Annotated in this window: 2 protein-coding genes; both read left to right on the forward strand. The window is 72.3% G+C overall.

All coding sequences use genetic code 11. The features are described 5' to 3' along the window. The first annotated feature begins 729 nt into the window (after positions 1-729). The gene (locus A5700_RS16110) at positions 730-936 is read left to right on the forward strand and encodes an MbtH family NRPS accessory protein (RefSeq protein ID WP_068074479.1); all 207 of its coding nucleotides are present in this window, start codon (positions 730-732) and stop codon (positions 934-936) included. A 44-nt stretch (positions 937-980) separates the two neighbouring features. Further along, a partial coding sequence (locus A5700_RS16115) for a non-ribosomal peptide synthetase (RefSeq protein ID WP_156671248.1) occupies positions 981-19,064 on the forward strand: 18,084 nt, incomplete at its 3' end.

The raw sequence follows: 19,064 nt of genomic DNA on the forward strand, positions 1-19,064 counted from the left end.
CGGCGGCCGATGCGGCCAATGTAGGCATTGTCGTAGTCGTCAATTCAAGACCGGGACAATGAGCCATTTCCGGGGAGCCGGAAGGGGCCCCGAGATGAATTCATTGGGTGTCTCGGCTATTCGTGGCGGTGTGCGGTGGCTGGACTGCCGACGCGGCGCGCGCCGGGATCGCGCGGCGGTCTCGTGCGGTGTCTAGCAAAGCGGGCCCTGGGCGCCGCCGCGCTCGTCGGAGCCCCGCCGCGGTCGCTTTCTCGCCCGTTAAGCACAGCGGTTAGCCGGCCGGCTCGTCGCCTCGGGGGCACGAAGAGCGTAGGGACGTGCGTACAATAGCTAACCCTCTGCAATCCGTTTTGCCAGAACGAATTTCGCATGTTTCAATGACAAAGATGCGGGTAACCGTCGGCCGTGGATCACGCCTTGGCCAACCGCATGGCCAGCCCAAATCGGGTGCGCTGGTCCGCCAACGGCAACACGGGCCGAAAGTGGAACGCCTGTAGCGCTTTTGACGTCGTAGTTAATTGTGCGATCCAAGGTAGGTCAAGGACGGCTTCGGTGCAGATCACCTCACGAGGTCCAGTCCCACGACCGCGCTCGCATTCGTCGTCACCGGCCCGGCGGCCGTCTCGACGTACGTGCCGAGCCTAAGCGGCTCAATCCACAGCTCTGGCAAGGCCACCCGTGCCGCGCACAGCTCACTCTCATCTTGTGTCGGTATGAAGGGGTCGTACGTTGCAGGTCCATCCGTTCGACGACGGCAGCGATCAATTTGTCGTCATGGTCAATAACGAGGTACAGCACGGTGATTGGTACGTCCCTGCCGCGGTTGCGGACGCGCATCCGATGACTCCCGGTGATCGCCCGCTGGAACGGATTTGGCCCGATGTCCGGCGGCAAAGTGTGACCGACTCGCTGGTCGTGACCGTTTTGCCTGAGTAGACCGATGTCGGTAAGAAGGATCCGGTGAAACGTGGGGGGACGCAGTGACGCTTGATGACCGGGCACTTCCGCTGACGCGGGGCCAGCTGGATATCTGGCTGGCGCAGCAAACCGGCCAGTTCGATGTGGCTTGGCAGCTGGGCGTGCTGGTGCGGATCGAGGGCGCGATCGAACCCACGCTGCTGCATCAGGCGATGCGCCAGGTGGTGGCCGAGGCCGAGTCGCTTCGGGCCTCCTTCTTCGAAGTCGACGGCCAGGTGTTCCAGAAGGCCGCGGAGCCCAACGACGTCGACCTGCTCTTCTACGACCTCACCGAGTCCGCCGACCCCGAGCGAGAGGTCCGCGAAACCGCGGCCGCGATCCAGCGCACGCCGATGCCGCTGACCGGCCCGATGATCAAGTTCTCGCTGTTCCGGACGCGCGCCGACGAGTACTACTGGTTCACGGTCTGTCACCACATCGCCATGGACGGCATGGGCATCGCGCTCATCGGCCGGCGCATCGCCGCCATCTACTCCGCCCTCGTCGCCGGCGAACCCGCCTCTCCCGCCTTCTTCGGTTCGCTGCGCGACTTGGTCGGCAGCGAGCTGGACTACGAGGCATCCCCGAAATTCGTTGACGACCAACAGTATTGGTCTGCACACCGGCCTTCGGGAAGCGGGCCCGATTACCCGGTGACCGCGGTCGACGACGGGCGCGACCCGTACATGCCTTCTCCACCAGTGCAATTGGACGAGTCGATCATCGGCAAGGTCAAGGAGCTGTCGAAGTCGCTGCGGATCCGGCGGTCGTCGGTGCTCACGGCGGCCTGCGCGCTGCTGGTGCGGGGGTGGAGCGCCGGAGGCGGTGACGAGGTCGTCCTCGACTTCCCCGTCAGCCGGCGGACGGACCCCGACGCCAAGACCCACCCCGGCATGCTCGCCGGGGTGGTGCCCCTGGTGCTCGACGCGGCGCCGCGGACTACCTTTGCCGATTTCTGCCGGCAGGTCGACCAGCGCTCGCGAGAAGCGTTGCGGCATCAGCTTTTTCCCACGCGGACGCTGGAGGGCGAGGGTGGATTCGCCGGCCCGCGACAGGCGCCCAATCGCGTCGTCGTCAACTTCGTGCCCGCCCGTCTGACCCTGAGCCTGGGCGATGTGCCGGCGACCGCGACGTACACCAGCTTCGGCCCGGTGGGCCACTTCGGGCTGTTCTTCCTGGGCTTCGGCGATCAGCAATACCTGAGCACGGTCGGCACCGGGCAACCGTTCGCGAACTTCGACGCCGCCGATCTCGGGTCGCGGCTGCAACGGGTGTTGGCGGCCATGGTGGCCGACCCGCAGCGGCGGTTGTCGTCGTTGGACGTCCTCGACGCCGACGAGCGCGCCGGGCTGGACGGCATCGGTAACCGCGCGGTCCTGGGCGGCGGATCCGGCGCGCCGGTGTCGGTGGCGGAGTTGTTCGCCATGCACGCGGCGCGCACCCCCGAGGCGGTCGCGCTGGTGCACGAGGACCGACGCCTGACCTACCGGGAGCTCGACGAAGCGTCGAACCGCCTGGCGCGCACGCTGATCGAGCGCGGCGTGGCGGCGGGGGACTACGTCGCGCTGCTGTTGCCGCGCTCGCCCGAGGCGATCGTGTCGATCCTCGCGGTGCTCAAGACCGGCGCGGCGTATCTGCCGATCGAACCGGCCTCGCCGGACTCCCGCATCGCCTTCATGCTCGCCGACGCCGCGCCCGTGGCCGCGGTCAGTACGGCCGCCCTGGCCGACCGGGTCGACGGCCACGACATCGCGATCATCGACGTCGCCGACCCGCGCGTCGACGCCCAGCCCGGCACGGCGCTGCCCCCGCCCGACCCGGCGAACGTCGCCTACCTGATCTACACCTCGGGCACCACCGGGACCCCCAAGGGCGTGGCCGTCACCAACCACAACGTCACCCAGCTGATGACGTCGTTGGGCGCCGGCCTGCCCGCCGCGGGCGTCTGGTCGCAGTGCCACTCCTATGCGTTCGACGTTTCGGTGTGGGAGATCTTCGGCGCGCTGCTGCGCGGCGGCCGCGTCGTGGTGGTCTCCGAAGACGTGGCGCGCTCGCCCGAGGACCTGCACGAGGTGCTGGTCGCCGAAGAGGTCGACATGCTCACGCAGACCCCGTCGGCCGTCGCGATGCTCGCCCCCTTGGGGCTCGACGCGGTGACCCTGGCCGTGGTTGGTGAGGCCTGCCCGGCGGAGGTCGTGGACCAGTGGGCGCCCGGCCGCGTGATGGTGAACGCCTACGGCCCGACCGAGACGACGATGTGCGTGGCGATCAGCGCCCCGCTGGCACCGGGATCCGGCACGCCCCCCATCGGTCAGCCGGTGCCGCAGGCCGCGCTGTTCGCGCTCGACCCCTGGCTGCGGCCGGTGCCGCAGGGCGTCGCCGGCGAGCTGTACGTCGCCGGTGACGGCGTGACGGCCGGCTACGTGGGACGGGCCGGACTGACCGGTTCGCGCTTCGTGGCGTGCCCGTTCGGTGAACCCGGGGCGCGGATGTACCGCACGGGTGACCTGGTGAGCTGGGGCGCCGACGGTCAGCTGCGCTACCTGGGCCGCGCCGACGAGCAGGTCAAGATCCGCGGTTACCGCATCGAACTGGGCGAGATCCAGGCCGCGCTAGCCGCGCTCGAGGGCGTCGAGCAGGCGGTCGTCATCGCCCGCGAGGACCGGCCCGGCGATAAGCGGCTGGTCGGTTACGTCACCGGCACCGTCGACCCGGCGCAGGCGCGCGCGGCGCTCGCCGAGCGCCTCCCGGCCTACATGGTGCCGACCGCGGTGGTCGGCCTCGACGCGTTCCCCCTCACCGTCAACGGCAAGCTCGACACCCGCGCCCTGCCCGCCCCCGAGTACACCGCGCGGGAATACCGGGCGCCCGGCAACGCGGTCGAGGAGATCCTGGCCGGCATCTACGCCGAGGTGCTCGGCGTCGACCGGGTCGGTGTCGACGAATCGTTCTTCGAGCTCGGCGGCGACAGCATCCTGTCGTTGCAGGTGGTCGCCCGGGCGCGCGCCGCCGGGCTGACGTGCCGACCGCGCGACGTCTTCGTCGAGCAGACGGTCGCCCGGCTGGCCCGGGTCGCCGCCGTCACCGGCGGCGCCGACGGCGTCGTCGACGAGGGCGTCGGGCCGGTGCTCGCCACCCCGATCATGCGGTGGCTGCAAACCACGCCCGGCCCCATCGACGAGTTCAACCAGACGGTGATGGTGCAGGCGCCCGCCGGCGTGACCGAGGCCGAGGTGGCGGTCGTTCTGCAGGCGTTGATCGACCGGCACCCCATGCTGCGGCTGCGGGTCGACGCCGACGACGCCGGCGGCTGGTCGCTGCAGGCGCCCGAGGCCGGCGCGGTGCGCGCGCAGGACTGCCTGCGATCGGTCGCGGAGTTGTCCGACGCGGCGCTGCTGCAGGCGCGATCGCGGCTGAACCCGGCCGCCGGGGCGATGCTGTCCGCGGTGTGGGTCGAGTCCACCGGTCAACTGGCCGTCATCATCCACCACCTGGCCGTCGACGCGGTGTCGTGGTGGATTCTGTTGGAAGACTTGAACATCGCGTGGGCGCTGCACCGCGCCGGGCAGCCGGTCGAGCTGCCCGCGGCGGGCACGTCGTTCGCCCGGTGGGCCACGCTGCTCGACGAGCACGCGCGCCGGCCCGAGGTCGTCCGGCAGCTCGGCGCGTGGAAGAAGGTGGCGGCGACCCCCGCCGCCCTGCCCGCCGCGCGGCCCGAGGCCGATACCTACGCGACCGCCGGGCGGTTGTCGGTGGAGCTGGACGCCGAGACCACCGCCATCCTGCTCGGCGAGGTGCCGACGGCGTTCCACGCCGGCATCCAGGACATCCTGTTGATCGCGTTCGCGCTGGCGTGGGCGGAGTTCCTCGGTGACGTGGCCGCGCCGATCGGCATCGACGTCGAGGGTCACGGCCGCCACGAGGAACTCGCCGCCGACGTCGACCTGTCGCGCACGGTCGGGTGGTTCACCACCAAATACCCGGTGTCGCTGAACGTCGCGGGCGCCCTGGCGGGGCTGGACTGGGCGCAGATCGCCGGCGGCGACCCCGCGCTCGGCGCCGTCGTCAAATACGCCAAGGAGCAGCTGCGGGCGCTGCCGGAGCCGGTGACCTACGGGCTGCTGCGTTACCTCAACGGCGAGGTCGACCTCGCCGGGCCGGACCCGACCATCGCCTTCAACTACCTCGGGCGCCAGGGCGCGGCCGGCGAGGCGCCGGCCGCCGGCTGGACGATCAGCCAGGACGGCCTTTCGCACATCGGCGTCGCCGCCGCGGTGCCGATGCCGCTGATGCACACCGTCGAACTCAACGCCGGCACCATCGACACCGGCGCCGGACCACACCTGCACGCCGAATGGACTTGGGCGCCTTCGGTTCTCGATGCCGCGCAAGTGACCGTGTTGAGCCGGCTGTGGTTCGAGGCGCTGACCGGCGTGTGCGCTCACGTGCGCGCCGGCGGCGGCGGGCTGACCCCGTCGGACATCGCGCCGGCCCGGTTGAGCCAGCAGGAGATCGACGAGCTGCAACGCCAGCACCACATCGCCGACATCCTGCCGCTGACCCCGCTGCAGCAGGGGCTGCTGTTCCACTCCAGCACCGCCCAGGACAGCGACGACATGTACGCGGTGCAGCTGGACTTCACGCTCACCGGACCGCTGGACCCCGACCGGCTGCACGACGCCGTCCGCACGGTCGTCAACCGCCACCCGCACCTGGCCGCGCTGTTCTGCGAGCGCTACGACGAGCCGGTGCAGATCATCCCCGCGGACCCGGCGGTCGGGTGGCGCTACCTCGACCTCGACGGCACCGCGCCGGCCGAGGCCGACCAGCTGATCGACGAGCTCTCGGCGTCCGAGCGGGCCGCCGTGCGCGACCTGACGGGCCAGGCGGCGTTTCGTGTCGCCCTGATCCGCACCGCCGACCGCGCGCACCGGTTCCTGCTGACCAACCACCACATCCTGCTCGACGGCTGGTCGCTGCCGATCCTGCTGCGCGAGATCTTCACCAGCTACTACGGGGAGCGGCTGCCGGCCGCCGGTTCCTACCGGACGTTCTTGACGTGGCTGGCCGACCGGGACCTCGACGCCGCCCGCGACGCCTGGGGACAGGTGCTGTCCGGCTTCGACACGCCCACCCTGGTCGGGCCGCAGGACCGGTTGGGCCAGGGGCGGCGGGGCTTCGAGAAGTCCCGGGTGCCCGAGCACATCACGCGGGCCCTCGGCGAGCTGGCCCGCTCGTGCCACACCACCGTCAGCACCGTCCTGCAGGCGGCCTGGGCCGTGGTGTTGACCTCGCTGACCGGCCAGCACGACGTCGTCTTCGGGACCCCGCGGTCGCGCGTCGGCCAGGAGGTCGACGACGCCGAATCGATGGTGGGGCTGCTGATCAACACGGTGCCGGTGCGCGCCGACATCCGCGCGACCACCACCACGGTCGAACTGCTCGCCCAGATGCAGGCCAACCACAACGACGCGCTCGAGCACCAACACCTGGCCCTCAGCGAGATCCACCGGGTCACCGGCCACGACCAGCTCTTCGACACGCTGTTCGTCTACGAGAACTACCCGGTCGAGGACGGCATGACGCTGGGCGCCGACGGGCTGGCCATCGCCGACATCACCAACCGCGAGTACAACCACTACCCGCTGACCGTGGAGGCCCTGCCCGGCGCCGAGCTCGGCCTGCACGTGGAATACGACGCCGACGTGTTCGACACCGCCGGTATCGCGTCGCTGCTCGCGCGCTTCCAGCGCGTCCTGGAGGCGATGACGAGCGATCCGGGCCGCCGGCTCTCCACGGTCGAGCTGCTCGACCGCGACGAGCGGGAGCTGGTGCTCTCGCGGCTGTCCGGCGCCGGCACCACCGGGCCGGTCGGGGTGGCGCCGGAGCTGCTCGCGGAGGCGCTGACGATCGCCCCGGACGCGCCGGCGGTCATCGACGGTGGGCGCGAGCTGTCCTACCGCGACCTCGACGAGTGGTCGACGCGGTTGGCGCGGGTGCTGATCGACGCGGGCGTGGGCCCCGAACGCGCCGTGGGCGTGGCGGTGGGTCGCAGCGCCGAACTGGTGGTCGCCTGGTGGGCCGTGGTCAAGGCCGGCGGCATCCACGCGCCGGTGGACCTCGACCACCCGGTGGAGCGGGTCGCCGCGGTGCTCAACGCCGTCGACGCGGTGTGCGTGCTGGCGCGCGGCACCGACGAGGTCGCCGGCGCCGGGACCCGCCCGGTCGTGCGGATCGACGGGCTGGACCTGTCCGCGCGGGCCGCGGGGGAGCTCACCGACGCCGACCGCCTGGCGCCGCTGACCCCGCGCAACACCGCCTATGTGATCTTCACGTCGGGTTCGACCGGCACCCCGAAGGGCGTCATGGTCAGCCACCTGGGTCTGCGGGGATGGGCTGCGGCGCAATGCAAGTCATGCGAGTTGACCTCCGACACGCGGGTGCTGATGGTGGCCTCGCCGACCTTCGACGCCTCGGTCGGCGAGATGTTGCTCGCCGCCGCGTCCGGCGCCGCGCTGGTCGTGGCCCCGCCGCAGGTGTACGCCGGTGAGCCGCTGACCGCCCTGCTGCAAAGCCAGCGGGTCAACGCGGCCTTCATGACCCCCACGGTGCTGTCGTCGCTGGACCGCGCCCGGCTCGCCGACTTCGACAAGCTGATGGTCGGCGGCGAGGCGTGCCCCAAGGAGCTGGTGGCCGCGTGGGCGCCCGGTCGGCGGCTGTTCAACGTCTACGGCCCGAGCGAGGCGACGGTATGGGTCACCTCCAGCGCGCCGCTGTCGGCCGACAGCCCGGTCCGCATCGGCACCCCGCTGCCCGGGGTGTGCGCGGTCGTGCTGGACGCCTGGTTGAAGCCGGTCCCGGTGGGCGTGGTGGGCGAGCTGTACCTGAGCGGCCCGGCGCTGGCGCACGGCTACATGGGCCGGGTGGACCTGACCGCGGAACGCTTCGTGGCCAACCCCTTCGCCGATCCCTCCAGCGGTGCCGGGACCCGCATGTACCGCACCGGCGACTTGGTGCGCTGGACCCGCGACGGCGACCTGGACTTCGTTGGCCGCGCCGACAGCCAGATCAAGCTGCGCGGTCAGCGCATCGAGTTGGGCGAGATCGAGAACACGTTGCTGGCCTGCCCGCAGGTCACCCAGGCCGCCGTCACCGTGCTCGACGGCGCCACCGGCTCCCACTTGGTCGCCTACGTGACGCTCGACCACACCCTCGGCGCCGACCACGACGAGGGCAACGTCGAGGAGTGGCAACACCTTTACGACGACCTCTACGGCGCGGACCTCGAGTCCGGTTTCGGGATGGACTTCCGCGGTTGGAACAGCAGCTACAGCGGTGACCCGATCCCGCTCGAGGAGATGGTCGAGTGGCGTGCCGCCACCGTGGAGCGGATCACCGCCCTGCGGCCGCGGCGCGTCCTCGAGATCGGCGCCGGCTCGGGCCTGCTGCTGTCACAGGTCGCCCCGCTCGCGGAAGAATATGTGGCGACGGACTTTTCGCCGGTGGCGATCGACAACCTGGCCCGCTCGATGGAGCGGCTGCAGCTGCCCTGGCGTGACCGGGTCCAGTTGCACACGCAACCCGCGCACGTCATCGACGGGCTGCCGCGCGGCCACTTCGACACCATCATCGTCAACTCGGTCGTCCAGTACTTCCCGAACGCCGGTTACCTTGCCGAGGTCATCGACAACGCCATGGAGTTGCTCGCGCCGGGCGGAGCGCTGTTCATCGGTGACGTTCGCAACCACACCCTGCAGGGTGCGTTCCAGACGGCCATCGCGCTGGCCCGGGGCGGCAGCGCCGCCACCGAGGCGGCCGACCTGCGCCAACGGGTCCGCCACGCGATGCTCGGTGAGACCGAATTGCTCTTGGCGCCAGAGTTTTTTACCACCTGGGCGGTCAGCTGCCCGGTGGCCGGCGGCGTCGACATTCAGGTCAAGCGCGGGTTCTCCGACAACGAGCTGAACCGGTATCGCTACGACGTCGTCATCCGCAAAGCGCCCGCGGCCGTGCGGTCCGTGGCGGACGCGCCCACCTGGTCGTGGACCGAATGCGGGGGCCGCGACGGCCTGCGCGACGTGCTGGCGTCCCAGCGTCCCCCCGTCGTCCGCGTCACCGACATCCCGCAGGCCGGGGTCGCCGCGGACGTGCGCATCGAAAAGGCGCTCGCCGCAGGGCAACCCGTGGCCGAAGCGCTCGCCGAGGCGGACGCCGTCACCGACGCCGCCGTGGCCGAGGAATTGCACCGCATCGGCGAATCCGTCGGATACCGCGTCGCGGTGACGTGGGGCGCCGATGCGGGCACGCTGAGCGCGGTCTTCGTCGGCGCCGACGACACCGCCGCGCTGACCGACCTGTACCTGCCGCCCACCGGTCACCGGCGGCGCACCAGCCACGCCAACGACCCGCGCACCAACACCAAGATCGGTGAGATCCGCGAGCGCCTGAGCGCGTGGCTGCCGGAGTACATGGTGCCGACGCACATCGTGGCGCTCGAGGAATTCCCGATGACCACGTCGGGCAAGCTCGACCGAAAAGCGTTGCCGGAGCCGGAATATCAAGACGTGGACCGGTACCGCGCCCCGTCCACGGCGGCCGAGGAAATTCTGGTGGGCATCTACGCCCAGGTGCTCGGGCTGGAGCGCGTCGGCGTCGACGACTCGTTCTTCGATCTCGGCGGTGACTCGCTGTCGGCGATGCGCCTGATCGCCGCCGTCAACACCAGCCTGAGCTCCGACCTGGGGGTGCGGGCCGTATTCGAGGCGCCGACCCCCGCTCAGTTGGCGCTGCTGGCCGGCGTGGACGCCGATCGGCCCGAGCCGTTGGTGGCGGGGGAGCGGCCCGCGGTGATCCCGCTGTCGTTCGCCCAGACCCGGCTGTGGTTCATCGACCAATTCCAAGGCCCCTCACCGATTTACAACGTCACCGTCGCGTTGCGGCTGCGCGGGCACCTCGACGCCGCCGCGCTGGCCGCGGCGCTGGCCGACGTCGTGGGCCGCCACGAGAGCCTGCGCACCGTGTTCGCCGCCTCCGACGGCGTCCCGCAGCAGGTGGTGATTCCCGCAGAGCGGATCGGCTTCGCGTGCGAGGTCGTCGACGCCCGCGGCTGGCCCGAGGAGCGGCTGCGCGAGCGAATGTCAGCGGCGGCCCAGTACGCGTTCGACCTGTCCAGCGAAAGCCCGCTGCACACCGAGCTTTTCGCGCTCAGCGACGACGAACACATGCTGGTGGTGGCGGTGCACCACATCGCGGCCGACGGCTGGTCGATCACGCCGTTCGCGCGCGACCTCGGCGTGGCCTACGCCAGCCGGTGCGCGGGGCAGGCCCCCGACTGGGCGCCGCTGGCGGTGCAGTACGTCGACTACACGCTGTGGCAGCGCGCCTACCTCGGCGACGTCGATGACAGCGGCAGCCGCATCGCCGCGCAACTCGACTTCTGGGCCGACGCCCTCGCCGGGCTGCCCGAGCGCCTGCAACTGCCCACCGACCGGCCCTACCCGCCGGTCGCCGACCACCGCGGCGCGCGACTGGCCGCCGACTGGCCCGCCGAGCTGCAACAGCAACTGCACCGAGTGGCGCGCGAGCACAACGCGACCAGCTTCATGGTGATCCAGGCGGCGTTCGCCGCGCTGCTCGCCAAGATCAGCGCGAGTCCCGACGTGGCGATCGGCTTCCCGATCGCCGGGCGCTCGGAGGCGGCGCTCGACGACCTGATCGGGTTCTTCGTCAACACCCTGGTGCTGCGGGTCGACCTGACGGAGCTGGGCGGGGACCCCACCTTCGCCGAACTGCTGGCCCAGGTGCGCCGGCGCAGCCTCGCCGCGTTCGAGCACCAGGACGTGCCGTTCGAGCTGCTGGTGGAGCGGCTCAACCCGGCCCGCAGCCCGACCCATCACCCGCTGATCCAGGTGCTGTTGGGCTGGGAGAACTTCCCCGGCGAGGTGACCGCACCCGCGGGCGGCCTGGCCCTGGGCGACCTGCAGGTCACGCCGCTGCCGGTGCACACCGACACCGCCCGCATGGATCTGACCTTCTCGCTGGCCGAGCGCTTCACCGAGTCCGGCCAGCGGGCCGGCATCGCGGTGACGGCGGAGTACCGCACCGACGTGTACGACGCCGAGACCGTCGAGGCGCTGATCGAACGGCTGCAGCGGCTGCTGACGGCCGTCACGGCGGAGCCGGAGCGCCGGCTGTCCTCGGTGGACCTGCTGGACCCGGCCGAGCACGCCCGGTTGGCCGCCTGGGGCAACCAGGGCGTCCTCGCCGAGCCGGTCACGCCGGTGTCGGTGGCGGAACTGTTCGCCGCGCAGGCGGCCCGCACGCCTGACGCGGTCGCGCTGACGTTCGCGGACCGGTCGATGACCTACCGGGAGCTCGACGAGGCGGCCAACCGGTTGGCGCACCTGCTGATCGACCGCGGGGCGGGCCCAGGCGCGTCGGTGGCGCTGATGTTCCCCCGCTCCGACGAGGCGATCGTGGCCATCGTGGCGGCGCTCAAGTCCGGGGCGGCCTACCTGCCGATCGACCCCGCGCTCCCGGCCGCCCGCGTCGAGTTCATGCTCGGCGACGCCGCGCCGGTGGCGGTCGTCACCACGGCCGCGCTGGCCGACCGGTTCGACGGGTTGGAGCTGCCGGTCATCGACGTGGCCGACCCCGTGGTGGCGGCCCAGCCCGCGGCGGCGCCGCCCGCGCCGGCGCCGACCGACCTCGCCCACATCATCTACACCTCCGGGACCACCGGCGTGCCCAAAGGCGTTGCCGTCACCCAACACAATGTGGCCCAGCTGTTCGACGCGCTGCGGATCGGCATCGAGCTGTCGCCGCAACAGGTGTGGACGCAGTTCCACTCGTATTCCTTCGACTTCTCCGTGTGGGAGATCTGGGGCGCGCTGCTGCACGGCGGTCGCCTGGTGGTGGTGCCCGACGCGGCGGCCCGATCGCCGGAAGAGTTCCACGCGCTGCTGATTCGCGAAGGCGTCACCGTCTTGACCCAGACCCCGTCGGCGGTGGGCGTGCTGCCCACCGACGGCCTGGACGGGACGGCGCTGGTGATCGGCGCCGAGCCCTGCCCGCCCGAACTCGTCGACCGCTGGGCGCCGAACCGGGTGATGGTCAACGTCTACGGCCCCACCGAGACCACCATGTGGGCGTGCAAGAGCGCGCCGCTGCAGGCCGGTTCGGGTTTCCCGCCGATCGGTGCTCCGGTGACCCGCGCGGCGTTCTTCGTCCTCGACGAGTGGCTGCGGCCGGTGCCCGCCGGCGTGGTCGGCGAGCTGTACCTCGCCGGCGCCGGGGTCGGCGTCGGGTACTGGCGCCGCTCCGCGCTGACGGCGTCGCGATTCCTGGCGTGCCCCTTCGGCGAACCGGGAGCGCGGATGTACCGCACCGGCGACCTGGTCTGCTGGGGCCCCGACGGTCAGCTGCGCTACCTGGGCCGCGCCGACGAGCAGGTCAAGGTCCGCGGCTACCGCATCGAACTCGGCGAGATCCAGGCCGCCCTGGCCGCCATCGACGGCGTCGAGCAGGCCGTCGTCATCGCCCGCGAGGATCGCCACGGCGACAAGCGGCTGGTCGGCTATGTCACCGGCTCGGCCGACGTCGCCAAGGCCCGCGCCGCGCTGGCCGAGCGGCTGCCCGCCTACATGGTCCCCACCGCGGTGGTCGCGCTGGACGCGCTGCCGGTGACGGTCAACGGCAAGCTCGACACCCGCGCGCTGCCGGCGCCCGACTACCGCGACGCCGACACCTACCGCGCCCCGAGCACCGCGATCGAGGAGATCCTGACCGGCATCTACGCCCAGGTCCTGGGCGTGGACCGGGTGGGCGTCGACGACTCGTTCTTCGACCTCGGCGGCGACTCGCTGTCCACGATGCGCCTGATCACCGCGATCAACGCCGCGCTGGGATCGGACCTGCCGGTGCGCATCGTGTTCGAGGCGCCCACCATCGCCCAGCTGGCGCCGCGGATCACCGAGAGCGCGGGCCGACTGGAGCCGCTGGTCGCCGGCGAGCGCCCGGACGTGGTCCCGCTGTCCTTCGCGCAGAACCGGCTGTGGTTCATCGACCAATTCCAGGGTCCCTCACCGCTGTACAACATGGCGGCCGCGCTGCGGCTGCGCGGCCAGCTCGACGCCGACGCCCTGGGCGCGGCCCTGGCCGACGTGGTGGCCCGCCACGAGAGCCTGCGCACGCTGTTCCCGTCGCACGAAGGCACCCCGCAACAGCTGGTGTCGCCGGTCGAGCGCGCCGAATTCGGCTGGGACGTCGTCGACGCGACCGACTGGCCGGCCGACCGACTCGACGAGGCCATCACGGCGGCGACGCGCCACACCTTCCACCTGGCGTCCGAAATCCCCATGCAGGCACGGCTTTTCGCCGTCGCCGCGGACGAGCACGTCCTGGTGATCGTGGTGCACCACATCGCCGCGGACGGCCTGTCGCTGGCGCCGCTGGGCGCCGACCTGAGCGCGGCCTACGCCAGCCGCTGCGCCGGCCAGGCGCCCGACTGGGCCGACCTGCCCGTCCAGTACGTCGACTACACCCTGTGGCAGCGCGCCCAGTTCGGCGACATCGAGGACCGGGACAGCCGCATCGGCGCCCAGCTCGCCTACTGGGAAGACGCGCTCGCGGGCATGCCCGAGCGGCTGCAACTGCCCACCGATCGGCCCTACCCGCCGGTGGCCGACCAGCGCGGCGACAGCGTGGTCGTGGACTGGCCGGCCGAACTGCAGCAGCAGGTCCGCCGCGTGGCGCGAGAGCACAACGCGACCAGCTTCATGGTGGTGCAGGCCGCGCTGGCGGTGCTGCTGTCCAAGTTGAGCGCGAACAACGACGTGGCCGTGGGCTTCCCGATCGCCGGGCGGCGCGACCCCGCGCTCGACGCGCTGGTCGGCTTCTTCGTCAACACCCTGGTGCTGCGGGTCGACCTGGCCGGTGACCCCAGCTTCACCGAACTGCTCGGGCGGGTGCAGGCCCGCAGCCTGGCGGCGTTCGAGCACCAGGACGTGCCGTTCGAGGTGCTCGTCGAGCGGGTCAACCCGACGCGCAGCCTGACGCACCACCCGCTGGTCCAGGTGATGCTGGCCTGGCAGAACTTCACCGGGCACGACGACCCGTCGGCGGCGTTGGCGCTGCCGGGCCTGGAGGTCACCTCCGTGCCGGTGCACGACCAGTCGGCCCGCATGGACCTGGTGTTCTCCCTCGCTGAGCGGTGGACCGCGGCCGGTGCGGCCGCCGGGATCGGCGGCCGGGTCGAGTTCCGCACCGACGTGTTCGACGCGGCGAGTATCGAGGCGCTGATCGGGCGGCTGCAGCGGGTGCTGCTGGCCATGACCGCCGACCCGGCGCAGCCGCTGTCCGCGGTGGACCTGCTCGACGACGCCGAGCGCGCGCGCCTCGACGCCCTGGGCAACCGGGCCGTGCTGGGCGCGCCGGCGCCGGCGCCGCAGTCCATCCCGGCGTTGTTCGCCGAGCAGGTGGCCCGCGCGCCGGAGGCGGTGGCGGTGGTCTGCGACGGCCTGGCGCTGACCTATCGGGAGCTGGACGAGGCGTCGAACCGGCTCGCGCACCTGCTGGCGGCCGCGGGCGCGGCCCCGGGCGGGGTGGTGGCCGTCGTGTTCACGCGGTCGGCGGAGGCCGTCGCGGCCATCCTGGGTGTGCTCAAGACCGGCGCGGCCTACCTGCCGATCGACCCGGGCCTGCCGGCCGAGCGCATCGCGTTCATGCTCGCCGACGCCGCCCCGCTGGTCGCGCTGAGCACCGCCGAACTCGCCGGCCGGCTGGCCGGCCACGGCCTGCCGGTGATCGACGTCAACGACCCCGTCGTGCACACCCAGCCCGGCACGGCGCTGCCGGTGCCCGGCGCCGACGGCGTGGCATACCTGATCTACACCTCCGGCACCACCGGCGTCCCGAAAGGCGTTGGCATCACCCATCGCAACGCCACGCAGCTGCTGGCGGCGCTGGACGCGGGCCTGCCTCGCGCGGGGGTGTGGTCGCACAGCCACTCGTTGGCCTTCGACGTGTCGGTGTGGGAGATCTTCGCGCCGCTGCTGGGCGGCGGCCGCCTGGTGGTGGTGCCCGAGCCGGTGACGCGGTCGCCCAAGGACTTCCACGCGCTGCTGGTCGCCCAGCGCGTCAGCGTGCTGACCCAAACCCCGTCCGCCATCGCCATGCTCGAGCCCGAGGGGCTGGAGTCGGTGGCGCTGGTCACGGTCGGGGAGGCGTGCTCGGCCGAGGTCGTCGAGCGCTGGGCGCCCGGGCGGGTGATGGTCAACGCCTACGGCCCCACCGAGACGACGATGTGCGTGGCGATCAGCGCGCCGCTGCGGGCCGGGACGATCGGGCCCGTGCCGATCGGCGCGCCGGTGCCCGGCGCGGCGCTGTTCGTGCTCGACGAGGCGCTGAACCCCGTGCCGCCCGGCGTGGTCGGCGAGCTGTACGTGGCCGGCGCCGGCGTCGGGGTCGGCTACCTCGGCCGGGCCGCGCTGACGGCGGCGCGGTTTGTCTCCTGCCCCTTCGGCGGGGCCGGGACGCGCATGTACCGCACCGGGGACCTGGTGCGCTGGAACTCCGGCGGCGAGCTGGAATACCTGGGCCGCGCCGACGAGCAGGTCAAGATCCGCGGCTACCGCATCGAGCTGGGCGACGTGCAGGCCGCGCTCGCCGCGCTGGACGGCGTGCAGCAGGCCGCCGTCGTCGCGCGCGAGGACCAGTCCGGCGTCAAGCGCCTCGTCGGTTACATCACCGGAACCGCCGATCAAGGCGCGGTGCGGACCGCCCTCGCCGACCGGCTACCCGCCTACATGGTGCCCGCCGCGGTGGTGGCGCTGGACGCGCTGCCGCTGACGTCCAACGGCAAGCTCGACGTCCGCGCGCTGCCGGCGCCGGAGTACGCGGTCGCCGACTACCGCGCCCCGCAGACCCCCACCGAGGAGCTCCTGGCCGGGGTGTACGCCGAGGTGCTCGGCGTCGAGCGGGTGGGCGTCGACGACTCGTTCTTCGACCTGGGCGGCGACAGCATCACGGCGATGCGCCTCATCGCGGCGATCAACGCCGCCTTGGATGCCGACCTGGCGGTGCGCACGGTGTTCGAGTCGCCGACGGTCGCCCAGCTGGCCCCGCGGATCGGCGAGGGCGCCGACGGGCTGGAGCCCTTGACCGCTGGCCCGCGGCCCGCCGTGGTCCCGCTGTCCTTCGCGCAGAACCGGTTGTGGTTCCTCGACCAGTTGCAGGGCCCGTCGCCGGTGTACAACATGGCGGCCGCCCTGCGGCTGCGCGGCCCGCTCGACGCCGACGCGCTCGGCGCGGCGTTGGGCGACGTGGTGGCCCGGCACGAGAGCCTGCGCACGCTGTTCGCGGCGCCCGAGGGCACCCCGCAGCAGATCGTCCTGCCCGTCGCCCGCGCCGACTTCGGTTGGGCCGTGGTGGACGCCACGGGTTGGACGGCCGGTCAGCTGGCGGAGGCCGTCGGCACCAGCGCCCGCTACGCCTTCGACCTGGGCGCCCAGATACCGCTGCGCGCACAGCTTTTCCGGGTTGGCCGGGACGACCACATGCTGGTCGCGGTGGTCCACCACATCGCCGCCGACGGCATGTCGATCACCCCGCTCGTGCGCGACCTGGGGGCGGCGTATGCCAGCCGGTGCGCCGGGCGCGCCCCCGACTGGGCGCCGCTGGCCGTGCAGTACGTCGACTACACCCTGTGGCAGCGCGCGCAATTCGGCGATCTCACCGACGCCGACAGCCGGATCGCCGCGCAGCTGACCTACTGGGAGGGCGCGCTGGCGGGCATGCCGGAGCGGCTGCAACTGCCCACCGACCGGCCGTACCCGATGGTCGCCGACCAGCGCGGCGCCACGGCCGAGATCGACTGGCCCGCCGCGCTGCAGCAGCGCGTGGCCCGGGTGGCCCGGGCGCACAACGCGACCAGCTTCATGATCGTCCAGACCGCGCTGGCGGTGCTGTTGTCCAAGATCAGCGCGAGCACCGATGTGGCCGTGGGCTTCCCGATCGCCGGGCGGCGCGACCCCGCCCTCGACGACCTGGTCGGGTTCTTCGTCAACACCCTGGTGTTGCGCGTCGACGCCGCCGGGGACCCGACCTTCACCGAACTGCTCGCGCAGGTCCGCCAGCGCAGCCTGGCCGCCTACGAGCACCAGGACGTGCCGTTCGAGGTGCTCGTCGAGCGGCTCAACCCGACCCGCAGCCTGACGCATCACCCCCTGGTCCAGGTGATGCTGGCCTGGCAGAACTTCGCCGGGCACGACGGCGGCCCCGCCGCCGGACTTTCCCTGGGCGACGTCGAGGTGACGCCGGTGCCGGTCGACACCCAGACCGCCCGCATGGATCTGACGTTCTCGCTGGGGGAGCGCTGGACGGAGTCCGGGGAGCCCGCCGGGATCGGCGGCACCGTGGAATTCCGCACCGACGTCTTCGACGCGGCCAGCATCGAGGCCCTGATCGGCCGGCTGGAACGGGTGCTGCTGGCGATGACCGCCGATCCCGAGCAGGCGTTGTCGGCGGTCGACCTGCTCGACGGGGCCGAGCGTGACCGCCTCGCGGCGGTGGGCAACCTCGCGGCGCTGACCGCCCCGGTGCCCACCCCGGAATCGGTGCCGGCGCTGTTCGCCGCGCAGGCGGCCCGCACACCGGACGCCGTCGCGGTGGTGTGCGGCGGCGCGTCCATGACCTATGGCGAGCTCGACGAGGCGTCGAACCGGTTGGCGCACCTGCTGGCCGAGCGCGGCGCCGGCCCGGGACGGATTGTGGCGCTGCTGTTTTCGCGCTCCACCGAGGCGATCGTGTCGATCCTGGCGGTCCTCAAGACCGGGGCGGCCTACCTGCCGATGGACCCGGCGCTGCCCGACACTCGGATCGGCTTCGTGCTCGGCGACGCCGCGCCGGTCGCCGCCCTGACCACCGCGGACCTGGCGCCCCGGCTCGGCGGCCACGGCGTGACGGTCATCGACGCGCGCGACCCCGCGATCGCCGAGCGGCCCGCCGCCGCGCTGCCGGCGCCGCGACCGGAGGACCTCGCGTACCTGATCTACACCTCGGGCACCACCGGTGTGCCCAAAGGCGTTGCGGTGACGCACCGCAACGTGGTCTCGCTGCTGGCGGCCGGGGACAACGGCCTGCCCAGCGAGGGCGTGTGGTCGCAATGGCATTCGCTGGCCTTCGACGTCTCGGTGTGGGAGATCTTCGGTGCGCTGCTGCACGGCGGCCGGCTGGTCGTGATCCCCGAGTCGGTGGCGCGCTCGCCCGAGGAGTTCCACGCCCTGCTGGTCGCGGAGCGGGTCAGCGTGCTGAGCCAGACCCCGTCCGCGGCGGGCGTGCTCGCGCCGGAGGGCTTAGAAGCGGTGATGCTCGTGGTGGCCGGCGAGGCCTGCCCCGCGGAGCTGGTGGACCGGTGGGCGCCCGGGCGGGCGATGATCAACGCCTACGGTCCCACCGAGGCCACCGTGTACGCGGCCATCAGCGCGCCGCTGGAGGCCGGCGGGCCCGGCGTGGTCCCGATCGGCGCGCCGGTGCCGGGCGCGGCGGTGTTCGTGCTGGACGAGTGGCTGCGGCCGGTGCCCCCGGGCGTGGTCGGCGAGCTGTACATCGCCGGCGCCGGGGTGGCTAGCGGCTACTGGCAGCGCGCGGGCTTGACCTCGTCGCGCTTCGTGGCCTGCCCGTTCGGGGCGCCCGGCGCGCGGATGTACCGCACCGGTGACCTGGTGCGCTGGGGCGCCGACGGCCAGCTCGACTATCTGGGCCGCGCCGACGAGCAGGTCAAGATCCGCGGCTACCGCATCGAGCTCGGCGACGTCAGCGCGGCCCTGTCCTGGGTCGACGGCGTCGACCAGGCCGTCGTCGTCGCCCGCGAGGACCGGCCCGGCGACAAGCGGCTGGTCGGCTACGTGACCGGGACGGCCGACCCCGCCGACATCCGCTCCGCGCTGGCCGATCGCCTGCCGGGCTACATGATCCCGACCGCGGTGGTGGTGTTGCAGTCCCTGCCGCTCACCCCGAACGGCAAACTCGACACCCGCGCGCTGCCGGCGCCGGACTACTCCGACGCCGACCGCTACCGCGCCCCGGACAACGCGGTCGAGGAGCTCCTG

The sequence above is a fragment of the Mycobacterium sp. E1214 genome (assembly GCF_001666755.1).
Classification (GTDB): domain Bacteria; phylum Actinomycetota; class Actinomycetes; order Mycobacteriales; family Mycobacteriaceae; genus Mycobacterium.